The organism is Legionella parisiensis (genome assembly GCF_001467945.1).
Lineage (GTDB): Bacteria > Pseudomonadota > Gammaproteobacteria > Legionellales > Legionellaceae > Legionella > Legionella parisiensis.
Map to the genome: position 1 here is coordinate 541,397 of NZ_LNYQ01000013.1, position 19,384 is coordinate 560,780.

Genomic DNA, 19,384 nt, shown 5'->3' on the forward strand with positions numbered 1-19,384 from the left:
ATTGCATGAGTTATCGAGCGAAATTTAAATTGCGATTTCCGGAAATAAAATGGAAACGAATTTTATTAATATTATATTGGGATTTATTGAAGGGTTTGCTCTAATTATTTCCCCTTGTATTTTGCCTATCTTACCTATTTTTTTAGCAGGGTCACTTACTGGATCCAAAAAGCGTCCGGTGGGGATTATTATCGGTTTTACTTTGTTTTTTTCCTTATTGGTGTTCTTTTCCCATCAATTAGTACGTTACTTAGACGTAGATTTTAATTTAGTTCGAGAGGTTGGTTATGTCATGTTACTCCTATTGGGGGCAATCATGATCTCGGATTATTTAACAGAGCAATTTGGAAAAATAACTCAGGGATTCAGTCGAATAGGTACCTATTTTTCTTCAGTCAATAAACCAGAAGGAGGCTTTTGCAGTGGACTTTTCTTAGGGGGAATCATTGCAATTATTTGGACCCCCTGTGCCGGGCCAATTTTGGCAGCGATTATCGTACAGACTGTATTACAGGAAACGACAATAATTAGTTTCTTTACTTTGATGGCGTTTGCTCTGGGCGCTGCAATTCCCATGTTTCTTATTTCCCTATATGGAAAAAAGTTAATAAATACCTTCTCCTTTTTTAAAACACGTGCTGCTCTTTTTCGTAAATTTTTAGGGGGGATAATTATTGCAAGCATAGTCTATATGGTATACTTTGAAGGTAAGGTGGTCTCTTCTTCAGTGGTTCCTCAAACAGGAATTAAAACGTCAAACTCACTTATCAATGGTTTATGGTTTACTTATCAAGCGCCACCGATACAAGGTGTCAATGACTGGATTAATTCACCTCCTTTACGCTTGATTGATTTACGTGGAAAAGTGGTCTTAATTGATTTTTGGACTTATTCTTGTATTAATTGTTTACGTACCCTGCCTTATCTTAATGACTGGTATAAGCGCTATCATGATGAAGGACTCGTTATTATAGGCATTCATACACCTGAATTTGATTTTGAAAAAAATTTAGATAATGTCAAAGCTGCGGTGAAGCGATATGGAATTCTATATCCTGTAGCACTTGATAATCAATTTATTACCTGGAGGAACTATAAGAATCACTATTGGCCCGCTCATTATTTAATCAATAAAAAAGGTGATGTGGTCTATAGGCGTTTTGGTGAAGGTGAATATGAGGTTATGGAAAACAATATTCGCTTTTTACTGGGAATTAAGGACTTAAGTACTATAAGGTCTTTAAAAGAAAGTTCCGTAAGTTTTGCACAAACGCCAGAAACTTATTTAGGATATACCAAGGCCGATTCCCATTACAGTCCCGAACTCATAAAAGATAAAACAACTCGCTACCATTTTTCCAATGAACTATCTGCTAATGCCTGGGTCTTGGAGGGGTTATGGCAAGTCAATGCAGAGAATATCGTTGCTCAAGAAGCAAATGCGGCGATTAAAATTCACTTTAATGCACGTAAAGTATATGCTGTTATGGGAAATAGTACTGCTAAACCCATTAAGGTTACAGTGGTTTTAACGGATGAACTATCAGGCAAAAAGCTGCAGGAAAGTAGCATTTTAGTTGATAAATATTCTATTTATGAGTTGATTTCGGAAAAGAAATTTATCAGTGGATATCTGCAGATTATGGCGACTGAGCCAGGAGTTAAAATATATACTTTTACCTTCGGGAGCTGATTTTTGATTTAAAGGCCTGTTGGTCGGAACTCTGGATCGTTAATTCATCAAAATGTGTCGTTTCTTTTGTGGCTTCACAAAAGAAAGAAGCCGGGTTTGGTCTTGGCATACTGAGTTCTAAAGGTTCTACGGGCTCTTGTTGAATTGTTCCACCACTTTTGATTGAATGAGGTGTGAATTTCGGATAGTTCTTTTTTAGTTCCAAAAACGCATCAACCTTAAAAAGATGCTTAAATAATTCAACAATTTCTTTATCTTTAACGTGTTGTTCTAAGAGCATTCCTAAATCAATAAAGATCTGTCCGTTGATAAATACAGCTACCTGATGATTAATTGCTTCCTCAATTTGTTTTTGAGTGTACACAGAATCATTCATTCCTCCAATTGCGTTAATTGAAAAAGGTTTTTGCAATGCAAATGAAAAACTATCAGCCAACGCATCGCGAAATTTTGCTGCGTTTTCTATAGGGAGATCAACAAGTAAGCTCCTGCCGTACGCATTCGATTTATTGGAAATTTTAATACCCAATCTTTTGTGGTGAATACTAAATTCCCTTAAAAACAAAAGCACATTATCTGCTTTGACGAGTTCTCTCTTTGGCGTTATGGGGTATGGAGTAACGATGTCCATATTACCCGAAATTTTTGCTAAGAGGCTTGCAAAGTTGAACGCACCAATATGAAAAAAATGACAATTTCCACCACCTAAGACATGCTCATATTTTATTGGATCAGCTGTGTCATTGATGATACTGAAAAGGCTTACTTGTAAGAGTGGCCAACCTGAGTTGTAATTGCGGAGGAATAGATTATGTTCACTAACAGTCTTGTTATCGCAATTTAATACCGCAGCCTGTTCTTCTTCTGAAAAAGGCTGTATTGGCATGGTATTCCCCCTTTGAATAAGCGCATGTAAGGCACTGTAATGTGCCATTTATTTTTTGATAATAGAAAGAATCTTTTTTACTTCAGCAACGATTTTTCCCTCTTCATCGGTTATAGGGACAATAAACTCTGAGTCAATTTTTTTTGTCTCATTGACTTCAAGTCGAATTTTTTCAACGTGCTCTGGCGACAACTCAAATTGTGCGTAAAGTGTGCCTTTAGCTGGAATTTTATAACGAATGGAAGCTGATTTATCCCAAACAATATACCCCTTTCCTAATGAATGCATGAGCATCAACATATAAAACGGATCAGTCATAGAGTACATGGAGCCACCAAAATGTGTCCCCACATAATTTTTATTCCAAAAACGCATCTTCATTTGGACCACAATAAAAGTACCATCAGAATGAAATTTTTTTACGCTGATTCCAGCACCCCAAAAAGGTGGCCAAAACCGTATCATTCTTAATAGTGTTGAAAGTTTCATGCAAATAGTTCCAGTATAAAATAGAGGGGTTCCAGACTCTATTTTTCATTTTATGTCAATTTCAGTCAATAAATATTATATACTTCATCGCTTTTTTAATTGGATTATTAAGGTTCTTTTTATGTTTCGCTTCATCGTAAAAAAAATTTTTATCCTTGCTGCAATGATTCCTCTGGTCGCCAATAGTCAAAATAACTGCTCCTATCTTCCACCTGTTTTTACTGAGCGTCACAGGGCTGCAAAAATTCAGGCAGTGTTTCCAGCCATTGATAAAATGTACCAAAAGTATGCTGAAAAAAATCATGTTCCTGGTTATGTGTATGGGATTATTTTAGATGGACGTCTAGTACATACTGCAAGCGGTGGTTTCACGGATATTGCCAAAAAAAAACCTGTTACCACTCAATCCCTGTTTCGTATCGCATCGATGACTAAGAGCTTCACAGCCATGGCTGTTTTAAAGCTTCGCGATGAGGGCAAATTAAGATTAGATGATCCCGCCTTTTTTTATATTCCAGAATTAAAAAATCAGAAATTAACCCAAGATGCCGCTGAGATTACGATTCGTGATTTATTAACTCATTCGGCAGGATTTCCTGAAGACAATCCATGGGGTGATAGAAATTTGAGTATGTCGGATGAAGAGTTAATCAACCTAATAAAACAAGGAATTTCTTTATCTAATACTACTGGAACATCATTTGAATACAGTAATCTAGGTTTTGCACTTCTGGGATTAATTGTTAAAAAAGTATCAGGGGTTTCCTATCAAGAATATATTGCTGCAAATATTTGGCAGCCTCTAGATATGAAACAGGCCGCATGGGAATTTACACAAGTTCCTGCAGAGCAATTAGCGCATGGTTATCAATGGGTAAATGGAGCTTGGCAAGAAGAGCCCTTATTACACGATGGCAGTTATGCTTCTATGGGGGGGATGATTACCTCCATCGAAGCATTCAGTCATTATGTTGCATTACATCAATATGCTTGGCCTGCACGTGATGATGCAGAGATAGGTCCAATAAAAAGAAGCTCTATACGTGAAATGCATCAGCCCTGGCGATTTTATGCTGTGAATTCAAAAGCTAAAGTAAATGGTAAAGAGTGTCCGACAATTAGTGCTTACGGCTATGGCTTAAGATGGTCCAGAGATTGTGACGAAAAAATATCGGTAGGTCATAGTGGCGGGCTTCCTGGTTTTGGTAGTAATTGGCTCATGTTACCTGAGTATGGAGTAGGGGTTGTTTTATTAACTAATGTAACTTATGCTGCTGCAGAAGTAATTAATGCCCAAGCTGTGAATCAATTTATTAATAAAGCTCAATTGAAACCAAGAGAGTTACCTCCTTCAAAAATTTTGTATGAACGACAAAAAGCATTGATGAAACTACTTCCTGAATGGAAGAATGCAAAAACAAGCGGGCTGTTCGCAATGAATTTTTTTCTGGATTCACCAGTTGCTTCACTGCAAAATAAAACTCAAAATCTATTCACCAAAGCAGGTAAAATCCTCAATGTAGGTGCTGTGATCCCAGAAAATCAATTGCGAGGATACTTTATTATCCAAGGGGAAAAAGCAAATCTTAAAGTCAGTTTTACTTTATCACCAGAAAATCCTGCGTTAATTCAGAAATATGAAATAGAAGAAAAAGTATGATCATAATCTGGGTATAGCAAAGCGAACTCATGTTCTGCTTTGCTGTTCCAAGAATAGAAATCTTAAATAATACTCTGTGCTGATACAGCTTTTTCACAAAGCATACGTAATGCAGTTGCGATTTGTTTTAATTCATCATTGTGTAAATGGTATTTTTTACCTAATTGAAACGGATCCGTGAAACTTAACCACACTTGGCCGTTTTGGTCTTCCGTGGCCATTACCCGCAAAGGTAAGTCAAGTGCAATTGCTGGATTTTCTTGCATTAATGATGTCCCTTTTGCCGGGTTGCCTATAATAAGGACCTCGGTAGGAGGAAGTGATTGGTTTACTTTTTGGGCTTCATTGCTGTGATCAATGTGAACAAATATTTTTCCACCTTTTTGAGTAATGATATCTATTATTCGCTGAATTGTTTGAGAGACAGAATAAGGACTTTGGAGTGTCTGTGCGCCAGAACCTTCAGGTACACCTAGTTTCATATCAAAAGCTGCTGCAATTTTACGGCCTAAGATATCTAAATCAGGCAGATTTCCTTTATTTGCCAAAAGGGTGACACACAAAAGTTCATTGGGTGCAGTAAAACGGCTTAAAAAAGCTGAGAAACCAGGGATATTTCCTTTTATTTCCATTAGTCCTGGATGACCTGGAAATAACCAACCCACATTTCCTGGTATGACCATTTCATTGTCTAAAGTAATACAATGGTATAGAAAATCTCTATTCTCACTTTCTTGGATTAAAATCGTTCCAGCTAGACCGATATCCCATAAGCTGATGTCTTCTGCTGACGCAATGACACCGCCATGTGCAAAAGTAGTCGTCCAAGTGACTGCAGGGGCTGCATTGTTATCCGCTGTATAACCAACAGCCACTTCCAAAGGGTCGATGTAAGAAGGATTATGCAAAAATTCGCTATGCTTAAAAGGAGAGGTGCCGTTGTGCACTTCATTATCAATTGAGGACGTGTTTTTGATAAAAAATGTACGTTTTAATCCCAAACGCTCAATTTGATTTTTAGTGACATATGATTCATAACTCATACCACTGGCATTTTCAATGATAATACCGAGGAGGTAATAATTTGAGGAACTGGGTTGCATTTTTGTGCTTGAAGGAAAGAGCAAATTTGGATCTTTGATTAAATTAAAAATCTCTTCTGACTTATAGTCTTTGTGATAAGAAAAACCTTCACATTCTGAATAATCAGGTATTCCTGAACTGTGAGTTAATAGTTGTCGAATAGTAACACCTTGCCACTCTTGTGGAAGAGACGATAAAGAGACAGAGATTAAGTCATCTAATTTAAGTTTTCCCTCTTCTATTAGTTGCATTATAGCAACTGCTGTAAATACATGAGTTAATTGACCTACAGGAAATAGTGTGCGTGTCGAAACCAAACGTTTTTTTTCTGTATCCGCGAATCCATAACCGACTACTCGCGTAATATATGGGGCTTGAACAATCGCCAGGGATATTCCCGGAATATTATTTTCTTCCATGTATTCTATTATGAGATCATCTACAGATTGACCACGGTAAAGAGTATGGAAGTCACCGCGACCAGTGCCAGAGTGAGCGTTCATTTTGTTATTCCTTTTATATGCTACAAACTATTTTTAGTATAGATGAGTATTGCGGTGTTGCAGCAGGAGTAAAATGAAATGGTACCAGGGATTTTCGATGTCAATTTTTCGGTTCTACTATTGCTGCAGGTCGCCTCTATTTAATTATGTATTTGATGTTTCAAGTAAATTTACTATATTGAATAAATATGGGTTAATTTGAATAAACATTTGTCAATTTAATCTTTAATGTTTAATAACTACCAAAAAATAGTTTGGTTTTAATACTGAAAATTAATAGATACGCACATGAACAACAGTTTCTAAAGAGTAAGGATTTAAAAAGGATACCTTGTTATGCATCATGCGCTTCCTCTGATCACGACAGTTGCAATGGGGTTTGCTTTAGCATTAATTCTTGGATTTATTGCCGTACGATTTAAAATTCCGGCATTGGTAGGATATTTATTAGCTGGCGTCGCTATGGGCCCATATACTCCCGGGTTGATGGCGGATGTTCACATTGCTCAGGAGCTTGCAGAAATTGGCGTCATGCTCCTTATGTTTGGAGTAGGGTTACACTTTTCATTGTCTGATTTACTGCATGTCCGGAAGATTGCAATTCCGGGAGCAATTGTGCAAATGATCGTAGCAACAATATTGGGTGGCTGTACTGCCATCATGTGGGGTTGGAACTATGGCTATGCCTTGATTTTTGGACTTTCGCTATCCGTTGCAAGTACGGTTGTATTATTGAGAGCACTTGAAGAACGAGGCATGTTGGGAACAATTAATGGGCATATTGCAGTGGGCTGGCTACTGGTTGAAGATCTGGCTATGGTTGTTGTGTTGATATTGCTTCCCCCATTATCCCAATGGTTAGGCAATAGTCCCTCAGTGAGTGCACACAAGCCATTATGGTTTGTTCTTGGTCTTACTCTCATAAAAGTTTCCACTTTTATTGCTCTGATGTTCCTGGTAGGGCGGCGATTTTTTCCCAAATTGCTTTGGCATGTAGCCCGAACAGGATCACGCGAGTTATTTACTTTGTGTGTTGTTACCGCAGCAATTAGTATTGCCTATGTAGCTGCTAAATTGTTCGGGGTTTCCTTTGCTTTAGGTGCTTTTTTTGCTGGGATGATTATGAGGGAATCTGCCTTCAGCCATCGTGCGGCCGAAGAATTGTTACCACTGCGGGATGCTTTTGCTGTATTGTTCTTTGTGTCAGTCGGTATGTTGTTTAATCCTGCTGTTTTAGTGGAGCAATCACTACAAGTATTAACTGTTGTAGGTATTATTGTTATTGGAAAATCAATTGCAGCATTTATTCTGGTTCTTGCTTTTCGCTATCCATTACAATCGTCATTAGTAGTATCAGCAAGTTTGGCACAAATTGGCGAGTTTTCTTTTATTCTTGCTGAGCTTGGCACACGATTGGGCCTTCTTCCTGTGGAAGGCCGAAATTTTATTTTAGCTGGCGCATTAATCTCAATAGCTATTAATCCGCTTATATTTAAACTGATAACTCCTATTCATACATGGGCAAAAACTCGTTCTAAATTAATGGAGATTTTTGAGCGTTCAAAAGATCCTTTAACAGAGTTACCAATGACCACTACAGAAAAATTTCTTGCTGGACACGTTGTTCTGATAGGATATGGGCGCGTGGGAAAGCGTATTGCTCGGTTGCTTTCTGAAAAAGCTGTTCCTTATGTTGTAATTGATGATAATCGAGAACTAATAGAACGCTTGCGGGTGGCGGGTATACCTGCGGTTTATGGTGATGCATCCAAGCCCTCTGTACTTGTCCAAAGCCATATTGCACATGCCAGCATGCTGATTATTGTAATATCAGATACTGTGCATGTAGGAAAGATGATTCACTATGCACTTCAACTCAATCCGCAAATTGAAATTGTTATACGTACACATAATGAGGAAGAGGCTACGTTATTACAAAAAGAAATCAACGGAAAAGTGTTTTTTGCCGAGGGTGAAATAGCAAAAAATATGGGGCTTTATGCCTTGAACCGCTATGGAAAATCGCCAACATCAAATAATTAGATAATAAATCTGAGTGGTAAAAAATCAATATAAGATGTATTCTGAAGGCGTCGTTTACAGCAATCCGAAAGGTATTAAAGTGATAAGAATCGAGTTTCTACAAAATAATCTTGATGCAATCCCTGAGCTTGCTCTCATTTGGCAAGAAGGTCTTGGAAAAATTTGGTTACCAGATGTGTCTCTAGATGTTGTAGAACAGCGTTTTCGTGATCATGCGAACCACGACAAGTTGCCAATTACTTTTGTTGCATTTGATGAAGAAAAGGCAGTAGGCATGTGTAGTTTACGTGAAAATGATGGTATCCGTCCTGATTTAATGCCATGGCTAGGCTCTTTATCCGTAAAACCCGCATATCAACGACAAGGACTTGGTCAACGTCTCATTGATGTAACTAAAGATCAAGCAAAAAAAATGGGATATGAAGCGCTTTATCTTTTTGCGTTTGATCGAACAATCCCGCATTACTACCAATCATTAGGATGGAAAATTATAGATACAGACCGTTTTAAGGGACATCCTGTGACAGTAATGAAAATTATAATGTAAACCCCAATTTAATCTATCGCAGACCATTAGAAATCGTATGACGAACGTTAATTTGATCGTCAAGATTTTGCAAATATCCTAAATCTCCAGGCTGTTTTTTTTGCGTTTTTAAAAATTATTGACTAGCCTTTATTGGGAGCTAATAAGAACAATTTTCAATTTTTATTAGCTGAAAAAAATTAAGGAGAATTAAAATGAATCAGAATATTTTTCAAGGAAAATGGATGGAAATAAAAGGCCAAATGAAACAATTTTGGGGAAAGCTCACAGACGATGACCTAAAACAAATTGAAGGAAATCAAGAAGAAATTTTTGGAAAACTCCGAAAACATTATGGGTACACTGAAGAGCAAGCTAAAAAAGCAGTACAAGATTTTCAAAAGAAAATTCATCATTAATTTAGGAAAAATGCCACATTTAAAAGGAGTTTAAACATGGAAAACAGAGGAATTGTTAAATCTGGCGAGCTTACAGGTTCTAAAGTAATGAATCCAGCTCATGAAGATTTAGGTGAAATTGCTGAGGTTGTTATCGATAAGCAATCAGGGAAAGTAAATTATCTTGTATTAGATTTTGGTGGTTTTCTAGGATTTGGCAATAAATTTTTTGCTGTACCCTGGAATTTATTTTTGTACGACAACAAAGATGATTGTTTTATACTTAATATAGATAAACAGCAGCTGAAAGATGCACCTGGATTTGATAAAGATCATTGGCCTAATTTTTCTGCACCGGAATTTAAAACTAAAATCACCGGTTTTTATACAGGGAGATAAGTTATGAAAGTTCTGTTAGGAGCATTATTTAGTACACTGCTTTTATTTTCTATTACTTCATTTGCTCTTGATGAAACACCAGGGACAAATGGCAGTACTAGTACAAACACCAAAACCTCAATGAGTTCAAATTGGGTTTGTACTACTAATGCAAGTTCAAGTGACAAAAAAGCCGACCAAGATGCTGATAAGAAAATGTCCGAGCATGCTGGTTCCGCAACTGAGTCATTTGCTTTCGCAACAAAGCATTGCCGTGACTGTACACAAATCACATGCGATGTTAAAAAATAGTCCATGCACCTGCATTTCTTTATAAGAAATGCAGGGCAAATCAACTATTAGTTATTCTTTTCTAATAATTAATTATTATCCTTAGTTCACCCTGATTCACAAATCAGTTATTTTTAAAATTTGAAGAATTTAAAAATTCTTCCTATGCTAAAAAGAGTTTTTAGTTATTCATTTTATGCCAAGGAATGCGAATGAACATTTTAAAAACCCAGGTTTTGAAAGGACCTAATTATTGGTCGAATTATAGAAAAGAACTCATTGTTATTAAACTTGATTTAGGAAAATACGAAGAACTTCCTACGAATCTTTTAGTTGGGTTTAAAGAGCGACTGATAGAGTGTCTTCCAAGTTTAGACAGCCATCGTTGTTCCTTAGGCGTTGAAGGTGGATTTTTAAAACGGATAGAAGAAGGTACTTGGTTAGGCCATGTGATCGAGCACGTGGCTCTGGAGTTGCAGTGTCTTGCAGGGATGGAATGTGGTTTTGGCAGAACTTATGGGACTAAAGATTACGGTGTTTATCAAGTCATATTTGCATACCAAATTGAGGAAGCAGGTTTGTATGCAGGAGAGGTTGCAGTCAATTTTATCAACTCCATTGCAGAAGGTAAAAAATATCCCCTTGATGAGGCCCTTAATCACTTAAGAGAAATTTTTAAAAAGCGGGGGTTAGGACCTAGCACCCAAGCTCTCGTCGATGAAGCTAAAAAAAGAAAAATTCCTTGGAAACAGTATGAAAACACCTCTCTGATTATATTGGGATATGGGCGAAATCAAAAAAAAATCTGGGCATCCGTATCTTCGAAAACAAGCTCTATCGGTGTGGATATTGCTTCTGATAAAGAGCTTACCAAACAGATTTTAAGCAAAAACTTTATTCCGACTCCCAAGGGGATGGTTATTAGGGATGAAGACGAGCTCCAAGAGGCAATAAAACAATTGGGATTCCCTTTAGTGATTAAGCCATACAACGGCAATCATGGAAAAGGGGTAACTACAAATATTAAAGATCTGGATAAAGCAATTTTTGGCTATGGTCTTGCAAAAAACATTTCCAATGAATTAATAATTGAACGCTTCATGACTGGGAAAGATTATCGATTCTTAGTGGTAAATTATAAAGTGGTTGCTGTAGCTGAAAGAACACCTGCTCTGATTAGAGGAAATGGAGAACTTACAATTAATCAATTAATTCAGCAGGCAAATGAAGATCCAAATCGAGGAGATTCCCATGAAAACATGCTGACTAAAATCAAGATTGATGAATCCACTGACTCTATTTTAAAACAAAATAACCTGACTCTTGAGAGTATTTTACCTGAGAATCATATTTTATATTTAAAAGAAACTGCGAATTTAAGTTCGGGTGGAACAGCTAAAGATGTAACTGACACGGTTCATGCTTTTAATATTTTTCTCGCAGAACGTGTAGCGCGGCTCGTAAATTTGGATATTTGCGGAATCGATGTGATTGCAAATGATATAGGTTGTCCTTTGAATGAAAATAATGGTGCCATTATTGAAGTAAATGCTGGACCAGGATTAAGAATGCATTTATCACCTAATGAAGGTAAGCCCCGTAATGTAGCAGAACCCATTTTGAATATGCTTTATCCTCCCAATTTAACCTCAAGGATTCCAATAGTTGCTGTTACAGGTACTAATGGAAAAACATCAGTGGTTCGTTTAATTGCCCATCTCGCACGTTTTGCAAATCATCATACCGGCTACACTACTACAGACGGTATTTATATAAATAATAAATTGATTTATAACGGAGACTGCAGTGGCCCTGCCAGTGCACAAGTGGTTTTGTATGATCCTGAAGTGGATTATGCCGTATTAGAATGCGCGCGGGGCGGAATTTTACGTTCGGGTTTAGGATTTGATGAATGTGATATTAGTGTAATTACTAATGTTACTGAGGATCATTTGGGATTAAATGAGATTTATACCCTTGAAGAGTTGGTTCAGGTCAAAGCGGTTGTTGCGCGCAGCACTAAAGAAACTGGATATGCCATTTTAAATGCTGATGATCATTTAACCTATGATTTAAGACATGATTTAACCTGTAAAATTGCTTTATTTAGTATGTTTGAAAGCCCACGTATCAGGAAGCACTGCAGTTTAGGCGGGTTAGCGGCTTATCTTGATCAAGGACATATCATCGTGCAACGAGGTTCCGAGCGAACTGTTTTGGCTGATATAAAATTAATCCCGCTTAGTTTTCAAGGCACTGCCAGTGGCATGATTCTAAATATATTAGCTGCAACACTAGCAGGGGTTATCAGTCATTTTTCTTTAGAGAAAATAAAGGATGCACTGCAAATTTTTTATCCCACTGTCGAAAACCTCCCAGGTAGAATGAATCTTTTTAAATTTCCTCATTGCCAGGTGATGCTCGATTATGCTCATAACGAAGGTGCATATTGTGAGTTAAAAAATTACCTTGCTTCAATTCAATGTACAAAAAAAATTGGGATTATAGGGGCGGTTGGTGATCGTCGTGATGAGGACATTGAAAGGTTGGGCTATCAGGCTGCGTCCATGTTTGATGAAATCGTCATTCGTCATGATAAAGACGGAAGAGGGCGAACCCATCATGAAATAAATCGTCTTATTGCTGCAGGAATACTTCGATCTGATTTTAAACCGTCTTTAAATATTATTTCAGATGAACTTGAAGCCATTAAATATGTGATGGGAGTGGCAGAACTCAATACGTTTATCTTTTGTGCGGTTGAAGATGTATTTGAAACAACTAATTTTCTCAAGAAAATGGAAAAACAATTGATGATAGTGAATGAGGTTTATAATGACACCCAAAGCTAAATTATTAATTATCGGTGGTGCTGAAGATAAGGGATATAATGAACCATTGGATATTACGGAACAAAATAAAGAATTTACTCGTTATGAAATTCTAAATGAATTGTTACCCCCCTCGAATAAAAAAATAGAAATTATTACAACTGGTTCAGAAATTCAGGATGAAGTAAAACAAATTTATCAAAATGTTTTTCATAATATGGGTTATACCAATATAGGGTTTATTCCTATAAAAAATAGAAGCGAAGCACGCCATGACGAATATTTAAGAAGAGCAGAGGATGCGGGGGCTATTTTCTTTACAGGAGGCGATCAGTTTCGTCTATCTACAATATTAGGTGGTACTCCTATAGTCGACATTATTAAAGAACGATATTTGAAAGACAGTGATTTTACTATTGCCGGAACCAGTGCTGGAGCTATGGTTATGGGCACAGTTATGATTACAGGAGGCGGCTTATCAGAAGCTTTAAGGTACCTCAATTTATTAACTTCTTCAGGATTAGGGATTTTACACTCTTGTATTATTGATACTCATTTCATAAAAAGAGGACGATTTAGTCGCTTGGCACATGCCATTATCATGAATCCAGAGCAATTGGGTATTGGTTTAGGGGAGGATACTGCGCTGGTCATTCGAAATGGAACGGATGCAGAATGTTATGGGTCGGGTATGGTTGTTATTATTGATGGCAGAAATATTAATCAGACAAATATCACGGATGTTGAAGAAGGAGAGCCTGTATTTGTTGAAAATTTGATAGTTCACCTTTTGGTAAAGGGATGTCAATTTTCAATTGCAGATCGTACTCTGGCGAATCCAGCGATCCCTCAAGGTAAATAATTTAAATAATGGAATACAGTAATGAATAAAATTGCAATCGCGATACATGGTGGTGCTAGTGAGAATTATTCTTTTTTGCACGATCATCAAAAGGAATTTGAACATGGCATGGCGCAAGCAGTTGAAACGGGTTATTCAGTTCTTGATAAAGGCGGTTCTGCGTTGGATGCAGTAGAGCAGGCAGTAGCGGTTCTGGAAAATAATCCCTTATTTAATGCGGGAAAAGGTTCAGCACTAAATTGTCGAGGTGAAGTTGAGATGGACGCTTCCATTATGAGTGGCACTGATCTGCAGGCTGGTGCCGTATCTATGGTTCGTACAGTAAAAAATCCAATTCGTCTGGCCCGGTTGGTGATGGAGGAAACTCGCCATGTTTTTCTCTCAGGATATGGTGCCTTAGAATTGGCGAAGAAGTATGGTGTAGAAATTGAGCCTGAGTCTTATTTTATTACTCCACATCAATATGAGATCTTTCAAAATCTGAATAAAATAGAAAGCATGGAAGAAATTCAGCGCAAGAAAATGAAAGGAACTGTAGGTGCTGTGGCTTTAGATTTACAAGGAAATCTTGCAGCGGCAACATCAACAGGCGGAATTAGCAATTGTCTTCCAGGTAGAATTGGAGACAGTTGTGTTATTGGTGCTGGATGTTATGCTAATAATAATACCTGTGCAGTCTCAGGAACTGGAGAAGGTGAATATTTAATTAGAGGGGTAGTGGGGCATACTATTTCCATGATGATGGAGTTTGATAGGTCATTGCAGGAAGCATGCGATTATGTGATTCATAAACGCAATCAAAGGTTAAGAGGAGAAGTAGGAGTTATTGCCCTTAATAAAAATGGCGATTTTGGCATTTCTTTTAATACTGAAATTATGAAAAGAGCTTGGAAAAGCACAACTCAAGAAGTTCAAATTAAACTGTTCAATTAATTTGATGAAAGTTGAAATGTAACTTGGGGCGCGAAACAGAACCCGGAAATTTAAGCCCAGTTGGGTCTGCTTCGCTGTTGCAATATGATTAAATGATTTATTTTATACTGGGGGAGGTGGCGGACGTCGACCCAGTAACCCCATTATCAAAAATACGACAAAGATAACAAGAAATATAAAGAATAAAATTTTCGCAATTCCTGCCGCAGCTGATGCAATGCCACCAAATCCAAATGCGGCTGCAATTATTGCAATAATAAAAAATATCAATGCCCAGCCTAACATAATTACCTCCTTGTATTTATCTTAAATAATATTCAATTATATTTAATTATAGACTATGTATGTACTTACTATAAAAATGAAAACCTGAAGATATTCTGGAAAACCTCAGGTTTTGTGAGGCTTAAGGTTACTGAGTTCTTTTGATGTTGACATTTCAGCGCTATTGATTCTTTATATATTCAATGAGTTTAAGTAGAAGGGGTAGAGCAGCCTTACTAGATTACGCTCGTATATTGATGGTATTAGTGCATGATCGCGATAATAAGTAAACCTGTGGCTATAAAACCAATTAAAGCAAGACTGGAGTTACCTCCAGGCACTAAGTGGCTTTCTGTGGTGACTAAGTGAGCTTTACGTCCTTTCCAAGCCATTATGGAAGGCAGAAGCAATAATAAAATGACACAGCAAATACCGGCATAGCTTAAGGCATGCAGATAAATTCCAGGATTTAATAAGACTACTGCTAGAGGAGGAAGAAAAGTTAATGCTAAGGTATATTTTCCCTGGTTACCGGATTTCTCCAGTTTTAATCCATCTGCAAGAAAGTCAAATAGACCCAAAGAAACTCCTAAAAATGCTGTAAGCATGCATATGGAAGTAAAAAAGCCAAAGAATCCACTGATCCATTGATTTTGTACTGATTGGCTTAACGCCTCAGTTAGTCCACTCGTAGCGTGTTCTGAATTCATTAGAGCGATTAAGCCATTTTCACCTTCACGCGAGACAACACCCATGATGACTGCATCCCAAACAATATAACAGACAAGAGGGATAAGCGAGCCGAGTAAGATTACACGTTTTAGGCTACGTATATCATCTCCAAAATAGTCTCGGAGACTCGGTATTATCGATGCGTAGCCAAAGGAAGTAATTAAGATCATTAAAGTACCAGTAAATGCACGAGCTGAACCACCAGTTAAACCTAAAGTAGAGGTATGCGGGCTAATAATAGCAACTAGCAAAACATAAATGCCTAATTTGCCAAACATTAAACCGCGATTGACATAATCTACGGAACGTATGCCTTTATAAACAATCAAACCGAATAAAAATGTAAACAGAATTGCAGTAGCGCTGTTGGGTAAATCAATATTCAATTTATGCAATAAGCTATTGAATACATCACTACCCCCAGAAATATAAGCTGATAATAGGGTATAAAGCAAAAAAAGGTATGCAATCCAGGCAATAATTTGACCAGGCAAGCCTAACGTGGATTTGGCCATGGAAATCATGTTACTTCCTGCTGGCAGCCGTAGGTTAACCTCCAAGATTAATAAAGCACCGGCAGTCATGATCAGCCAACAAAAAAACAGGAAGAAAATGGAATTGCTAAAGCCTACTTCTGCCGTTGAGACTGGGAGGGCAAGCATACCACCACCTATAGATGTTCCTACTATAAGTAATATTCCACCTATCAGTTTTGAATTGATCATGAGATATAATCCAAAAATTGTATAAAAATAATCCAATATGATACTTTATTGATCGTATTAAGTCAATTGTATCGCAGCCAGTAATGACTATGGATGGTTTAAGCGACCGTGCGCGCTATTTTCATCCCCTACATACCGTGTAGTACGTAGAAAGGTATGTAAAATTTTTATTAAACTATAAACTACTTTTAATGTATCTCAAAGTGTAGTGCTTCACGCAGATTATTTATATCAAATTCCAAAATTCGTGTACCAATAACCCGATAGAAACAGCAACTACAGCACCTTGAGTCCATTTACCACCTGGAACGATAAAGGCAGAGTGATGATTTCTTCTGCCAAAATAACACATTAATGCGGGTAAAAGTAGTAGCAGAATGATACAAAAGATACCTGCATAACCTAAAGCATGTATGTATGCACCAGGATAATAAATGACGATAAGAAGTGGAGGGACAAATGTAAGTAAAAATAGCCCAATGCCATGACTTCCTCGTTCACGCAACTTTAAACCATCTGCAAGGAAGCTGTACAAGCATAAGGACACACCAAGAAATGCAGTGAGCATACAAATGGATGTGAAGAAATGAAACAAAGCGCTGATAATTGTATTTTGTACTTTATTTGAGAGTAAGCTTGCTAAGGCACTCGTGGTATGCGGATTATGCATTAAACTCTCAAGATTTTGGCTTCCTTCTGATGGGAGGGCTCCCATAATGACCGCATCCCATGCCAAATAACAAAATAAAGGAATTAACGAACCAATAAAAATCACTTTTTTCAGTTGCTTGATGTCGTCATCAAAATAATCTCTTAGATTAGGAACAATAATGGCGAATCCAAAAGAGGTAATCAAAATCATAATTGCGCCGCCGATATAACGCATATCTCCATGACGCAAATGTTGTAGTTCAATATGTGGGGAAATAAGCACTACCAATAAAAAATAAACTGCTAATTTGCCAAACATCAATCCACGATTGACATAATCTACATACCGAATGCCGCCATAAACAACCATGCCAAAAGTAAGCGTAAACAATAAACTTGCTTGCCAATCAGCCAGATGGAATCCTATTTTAAAAAGAAGGCTGTTCAATACGTCCGCTCCGCCAGAAATATAAGCAGACAGTAGAGTATAAAGTAAAAAAAGATAGCTTATCCAAGCAGCAAGCAAACCATAATTACCTAAAGTGGCTTGTGCCATTGAAACCATATGTTTTCCTCTGGGTAAATAAAGATTCGCTTCAAGGATAAAAAACGCCCCTAATGTCATGAATACCCAGCAAAGAAATAAAAAAATTGAAGATTGCCAGAAACCTGTAGCTGCATTAGCAACAGGCAAGGCGAGCATTCCCCCGCCTATAGACGTCCCAACAATTAAAAGAATTCCCCCGATGAACCTTGAACGCATGTTTGCCTTATTTTGATGCATAAACTACAGGTGATGGTACTGGAGCTGGACATGTTGCACAAGTCTTAATACCATAATTATTGAACCATTGGATCTCAATGCGTCGATTAAATGCACTACCGTGGATCAGTTTATTATCACCTACATCATTTTTATCACCATAACCTTCTGCTTTAAGCAGTTGTGCAGGAATATTATTGGCCCATAAAAAAGTAAGCATCGTTTCTGCTTGAGCTTGGGACATTAATTTTTTATGGCGGCGTGTGCCTACATTATCGGTGAATCCTGCAACATAAACAGGGCTGTTTGGATAAAACCGCAACAATCTTATAATATTCTCCAACCCGGGATAACATACTTCATTAAGACGGGGGCTTTGAAACATAAAATATTTATCAACAGGTACAATCAACGTCATCGTATCGCCATATTGTACGTATTGGATATTTTCTTTATTCAATTCTTTAATAATGCTGCCTCTACTTGCCTTGTAAAAACCGACCATGACGCCGGCAGTCCCTCCTGCAACGGTGCCTGCCAGTGCTCCTGCCACGGTACCTGTTGTTGCAGCACCCACTGCAGTTCCTACAACGGCTCCAGTAACGACTCGTCGTGGCATGGGATGTACCGGTTTGAAATTATTATAAGGCGGATGAAAACAACTACTCAGTAAACATGAACATAGTAAACAGGTGATTAAACCACAACATTGAATTCGTGCTCTAGCTAATTTGAGTGACATATTCACTCCCTTGTCCCGTGATTTTATCATTATTAAACATCTGGTTAAATTTCGCAATTGTAAGATCTTCATAAATTTAGCTTATACACTGGGATCTAATTCTACACTTAGGTTGCAGAAACGTAGCCTCGTTTAGCGAAACAAAACCCAGGTTTTGAGATTGTTACCCGGGCTTCGCACAAGCTATATAACCGCAGGACTTAAGTGACGTCTAAAATTAGCAACAATAACTAGTTTCTAACTCATCTTCTTTACTTTGTTGAAGGTCTTCTTCTTTGATTGGCTGCAGCATTGGTTTGAAGAATGAAACTAAACTTAATTCATTAGTATATTCTGTATCGTGACGACTGAATGATTTAAATTCTGTGAAACATGATAAGGCTTTGTATGCTGCTGCAATCATTGCTCCGACAATAGTTATTCCTACGGCAACACCCAAAGCAGGTTGAACAATAAGCACTGGGAGTGCAATGCCAAAAATACCTGCATATAAAGAAAATGCTGTTGCTGCATAAAACATCACTTCGCATGCTTTGGCGAGATTATGAAATAAAACGCCAATTTTTCTGGACTCACAGGAGTTGCTAATTTTTTCCGATGCTTCCTTAATATTTAGCTGTCTATGTTTTACTCTGGTTAATTGGTCTAAAAATAATTCATAACTGGCAGCAATTTCTTCAGCTTTTTTGGCTGAATTCGTTTTGGTATATGAAAGGTTGTAATAATCTTGTACTGCTTTTATTTGCTGTTGTATTTTCTCGCTGAATAGTTGATCAGCAAACAGAGCATTTAGTGCTTTGTCACAGGCGCTTAAACGTCGTTCTAATTTTGTATGATTCAAAGGCATGATCCATCTCTTTATTATTATTAGTAGTAGGGAAACCATGAGATAAAAACCACTTCAATTGAGTTTGAATGGCCTCGACGATTT

At 37.4% G+C, this 19,384-nt stretch carries 18 protein-coding genes; 10 read left to right on the forward strand and 8 right to left on the reverse strand.

Annotated features, from left to right (window positions below; all coding sequences use genetic code 11):
* Positions 1 to 49: 49 nt before the first annotated feature.
* On the forward strand, positions 50 to 1,693 hold the full coding sequence (locus Lpar_RS08500; RefSeq protein ID WP_058517538.1) for a cytochrome c biogenesis protein DipZ: 1,644 nt from the start codon (positions 50 to 52) through the stop codon (positions 1,691 to 1,693).
* Here Lpar_RS08500 and Lpar_RS08505 read toward each other — a convergent pair.
* Together Lpar_RS08505 and Lpar_RS08510 are read right to left on the reverse strand one after the other, a co-directional pair.
* A complete protein-coding gene (locus Lpar_RS08505; protein ID WP_115341260.1) occupies positions 1,677 to 2,579 on the reverse strand; it encodes a hypothetical protein in 903 nt (300 codons plus the stop codon). The genes Lpar_RS08500 and Lpar_RS08505 overlap by 17 nt on opposite strands.
* A gap of 48 nt (positions 2,580 to 2,627) precedes the next feature.
* Positions 2,628 to 3,068 carry a DUF4442 domain-containing protein gene (locus Lpar_RS08510; RefSeq protein ID WP_058517540.1) on the reverse strand — a complete coding sequence of 147 codons (441 nt, stop codon included), beginning with the start codon at positions 3,066 to 3,068 and terminating at the stop codon, positions 2,628 to 2,630.
* A 121-nt stretch (positions 3,069 to 3,189) separates the two neighbouring features.
* On the opposite strand from Lpar_RS08510, the gene Lpar_RS08515 reads away from it, so the two are divergent.
* Positions 3,190 to 4,728, forward strand: coding sequence for a serine hydrolase domain-containing protein (locus Lpar_RS08515; RefSeq protein ID WP_058517541.1), 1,539 nt, complete (start codon positions 3,190 to 3,192; stop codon positions 4,726 to 4,728).
* Between the two features lie 62 nt (positions 4,729 to 4,790).
* Here the strand turns inward: Lpar_RS08515 and Lpar_RS08520 are convergent, their stop codons facing one another.
* A complete protein-coding gene (locus Lpar_RS08520) occupies positions 4,791 to 6,314 on the reverse strand; it encodes a serine hydrolase (protein WP_058517542.1) in 1,524 nt (507 codons plus the stop codon).
* 336 nt (positions 6,315 to 6,650) lie between these two features.
* On the opposite strand from Lpar_RS08520, the gene Lpar_RS08525 reads away from it, so the two are divergent.
* The 8 genes from Lpar_RS08525 to Lpar_RS08560 all read left to right on the forward strand — a co-directional run bounded on the left by Lpar_RS08525 (position 6,651) and on the right by Lpar_RS08560 (position 14,576).
* Positions 6,651 to 8,357, forward strand: a complete 1,707-nt coding sequence (locus Lpar_RS08525; RefSeq protein ID WP_058517543.1) for a cation:proton antiporter domain-containing protein — start codon at positions 6,651 to 6,653, stop codon at positions 8,355 to 8,357.
* Positions 8,358 to 8,436: 79 nt separating this feature from the next.
* Positions 8,437 to 8,904 (forward strand): GNAT family N-acetyltransferase, encoded by a 468-nt coding sequence (locus Lpar_RS08530; RefSeq protein ID WP_058519218.1) that lies wholly within the window; start codon positions 8,437 to 8,439, stop codon positions 8,902 to 8,904.
* Between the two features lie 194 nt (positions 8,905 to 9,098).
* The gene (locus Lpar_RS08535) at positions 9,099 to 9,302 is read left to right on the forward strand and encodes a CsbD family protein (protein WP_058517544.1); all 204 of its coding nucleotides are present in this window, start codon (positions 9,099 to 9,101) and stop codon (positions 9,300 to 9,302) included.
* Positions 9,303 to 9,338: 36 nt separating this feature from the next.
* A complete protein-coding gene (locus tag Lpar_RS08540; RefSeq protein ID WP_058517545.1) occupies positions 9,339 to 9,680 on the forward strand; it encodes a PRC-barrel domain-containing protein in 342 nt (113 codons plus the stop codon).
* 3 nt (positions 9,681 to 9,683) lie between these two features.
* Positions 9,684 to 9,971 (forward strand): hypothetical protein, encoded by a 288-nt coding sequence (locus tag Lpar_RS08545; protein WP_058517546.1) that lies wholly within the window; start codon positions 9,684 to 9,686, stop codon positions 9,969 to 9,971.
* Between the two features lie 191 nt (positions 9,972 to 10,162).
* Positions 10,163 to 12,802 carry a cyanophycin synthetase gene (cphA, locus tag Lpar_RS08550; RefSeq protein ID WP_058517547.1) on the forward strand — a complete coding sequence of 880 codons (2,640 nt, stop codon included), beginning with the start codon at positions 10,163 to 10,165 and terminating at the stop codon, positions 12,800 to 12,802.
* Positions 12,786 to 13,643, forward strand: coding sequence for a cyanophycinase (locus Lpar_RS08555; RefSeq protein WP_058517548.1), 858 nt, complete (start codon positions 12,786 to 12,788; stop codon positions 13,641 to 13,643). The genes cphA and Lpar_RS08555 overlap by 17 nt, the downstream gene beginning before the upstream one ends.
* A gap of 21 nt (positions 13,644 to 13,664) precedes the next feature.
* Positions 13,665 to 14,576 carry an isoaspartyl peptidase/L-asparaginase family protein gene (locus tag Lpar_RS08560; RefSeq protein ID WP_058517549.1) on the forward strand — a complete coding sequence of 304 codons (912 nt, stop codon included), beginning with the start codon at positions 13,665 to 13,667 and terminating at the stop codon, positions 14,574 to 14,576.
* A gap of 102 nt (positions 14,577 to 14,678) precedes the next feature.
* Here Lpar_RS08560 and Lpar_RS08565 read toward each other — a convergent pair whose 3' ends face one another.
* The 5 genes from Lpar_RS08565 to Lpar_RS08585 all read right to left on the reverse strand — a co-directional run bounded on the left by Lpar_RS08565 (position 14,679) and on the right by Lpar_RS08585 (position 19,300).
* The gene (locus Lpar_RS08565; protein WP_058517550.1) at positions 14,679 to 14,861 is read right to left on the reverse strand and encodes a DUF1328 family protein; all 183 of its coding nucleotides are present in this window, start codon (positions 14,859 to 14,861) and stop codon (positions 14,679 to 14,681) included.
* A gap of 242 nt (positions 14,862 to 15,103) precedes the next feature.
* The gene (locus tag Lpar_RS08570; protein WP_058517551.1) at positions 15,104 to 16,297 is read right to left on the reverse strand and encodes an amino acid permease; all 1,194 of its coding nucleotides are present in this window, start codon (positions 16,295 to 16,297) and stop codon (positions 15,104 to 15,106) included.
* Positions 16,298 to 16,523: 226 nt separating this feature from the next.
* Entirely contained in the window at positions 16,524 to 17,711 is a 1,188-nt protein-coding gene (locus Lpar_RS08575; protein WP_058519219.1) for an amino acid permease, read from the reverse strand.
* 7 nt (positions 17,712 to 17,718) lie between these two features.
* Positions 17,719 to 18,453: a C-OmpA-like family protein CmpA gene (gene cmpA / locus Lpar_RS08580; RefSeq protein WP_058517552.1), complete on the reverse strand. Its 735-nt coding sequence runs from the start codon at positions 18,451 to 18,453 to the stop codon at positions 17,719 to 17,721.
* Positions 18,454 to 18,670: 217 nt separating this feature from the next.
* Entirely contained in the window at positions 18,671 to 19,300 is a 630-nt protein-coding gene (locus tag Lpar_RS08585) for a DUF5638 domain-containing protein (protein ID WP_058517553.1), read from the reverse strand.
* Positions 19,301 to 19,384: the final 84 nt, after the last annotated feature.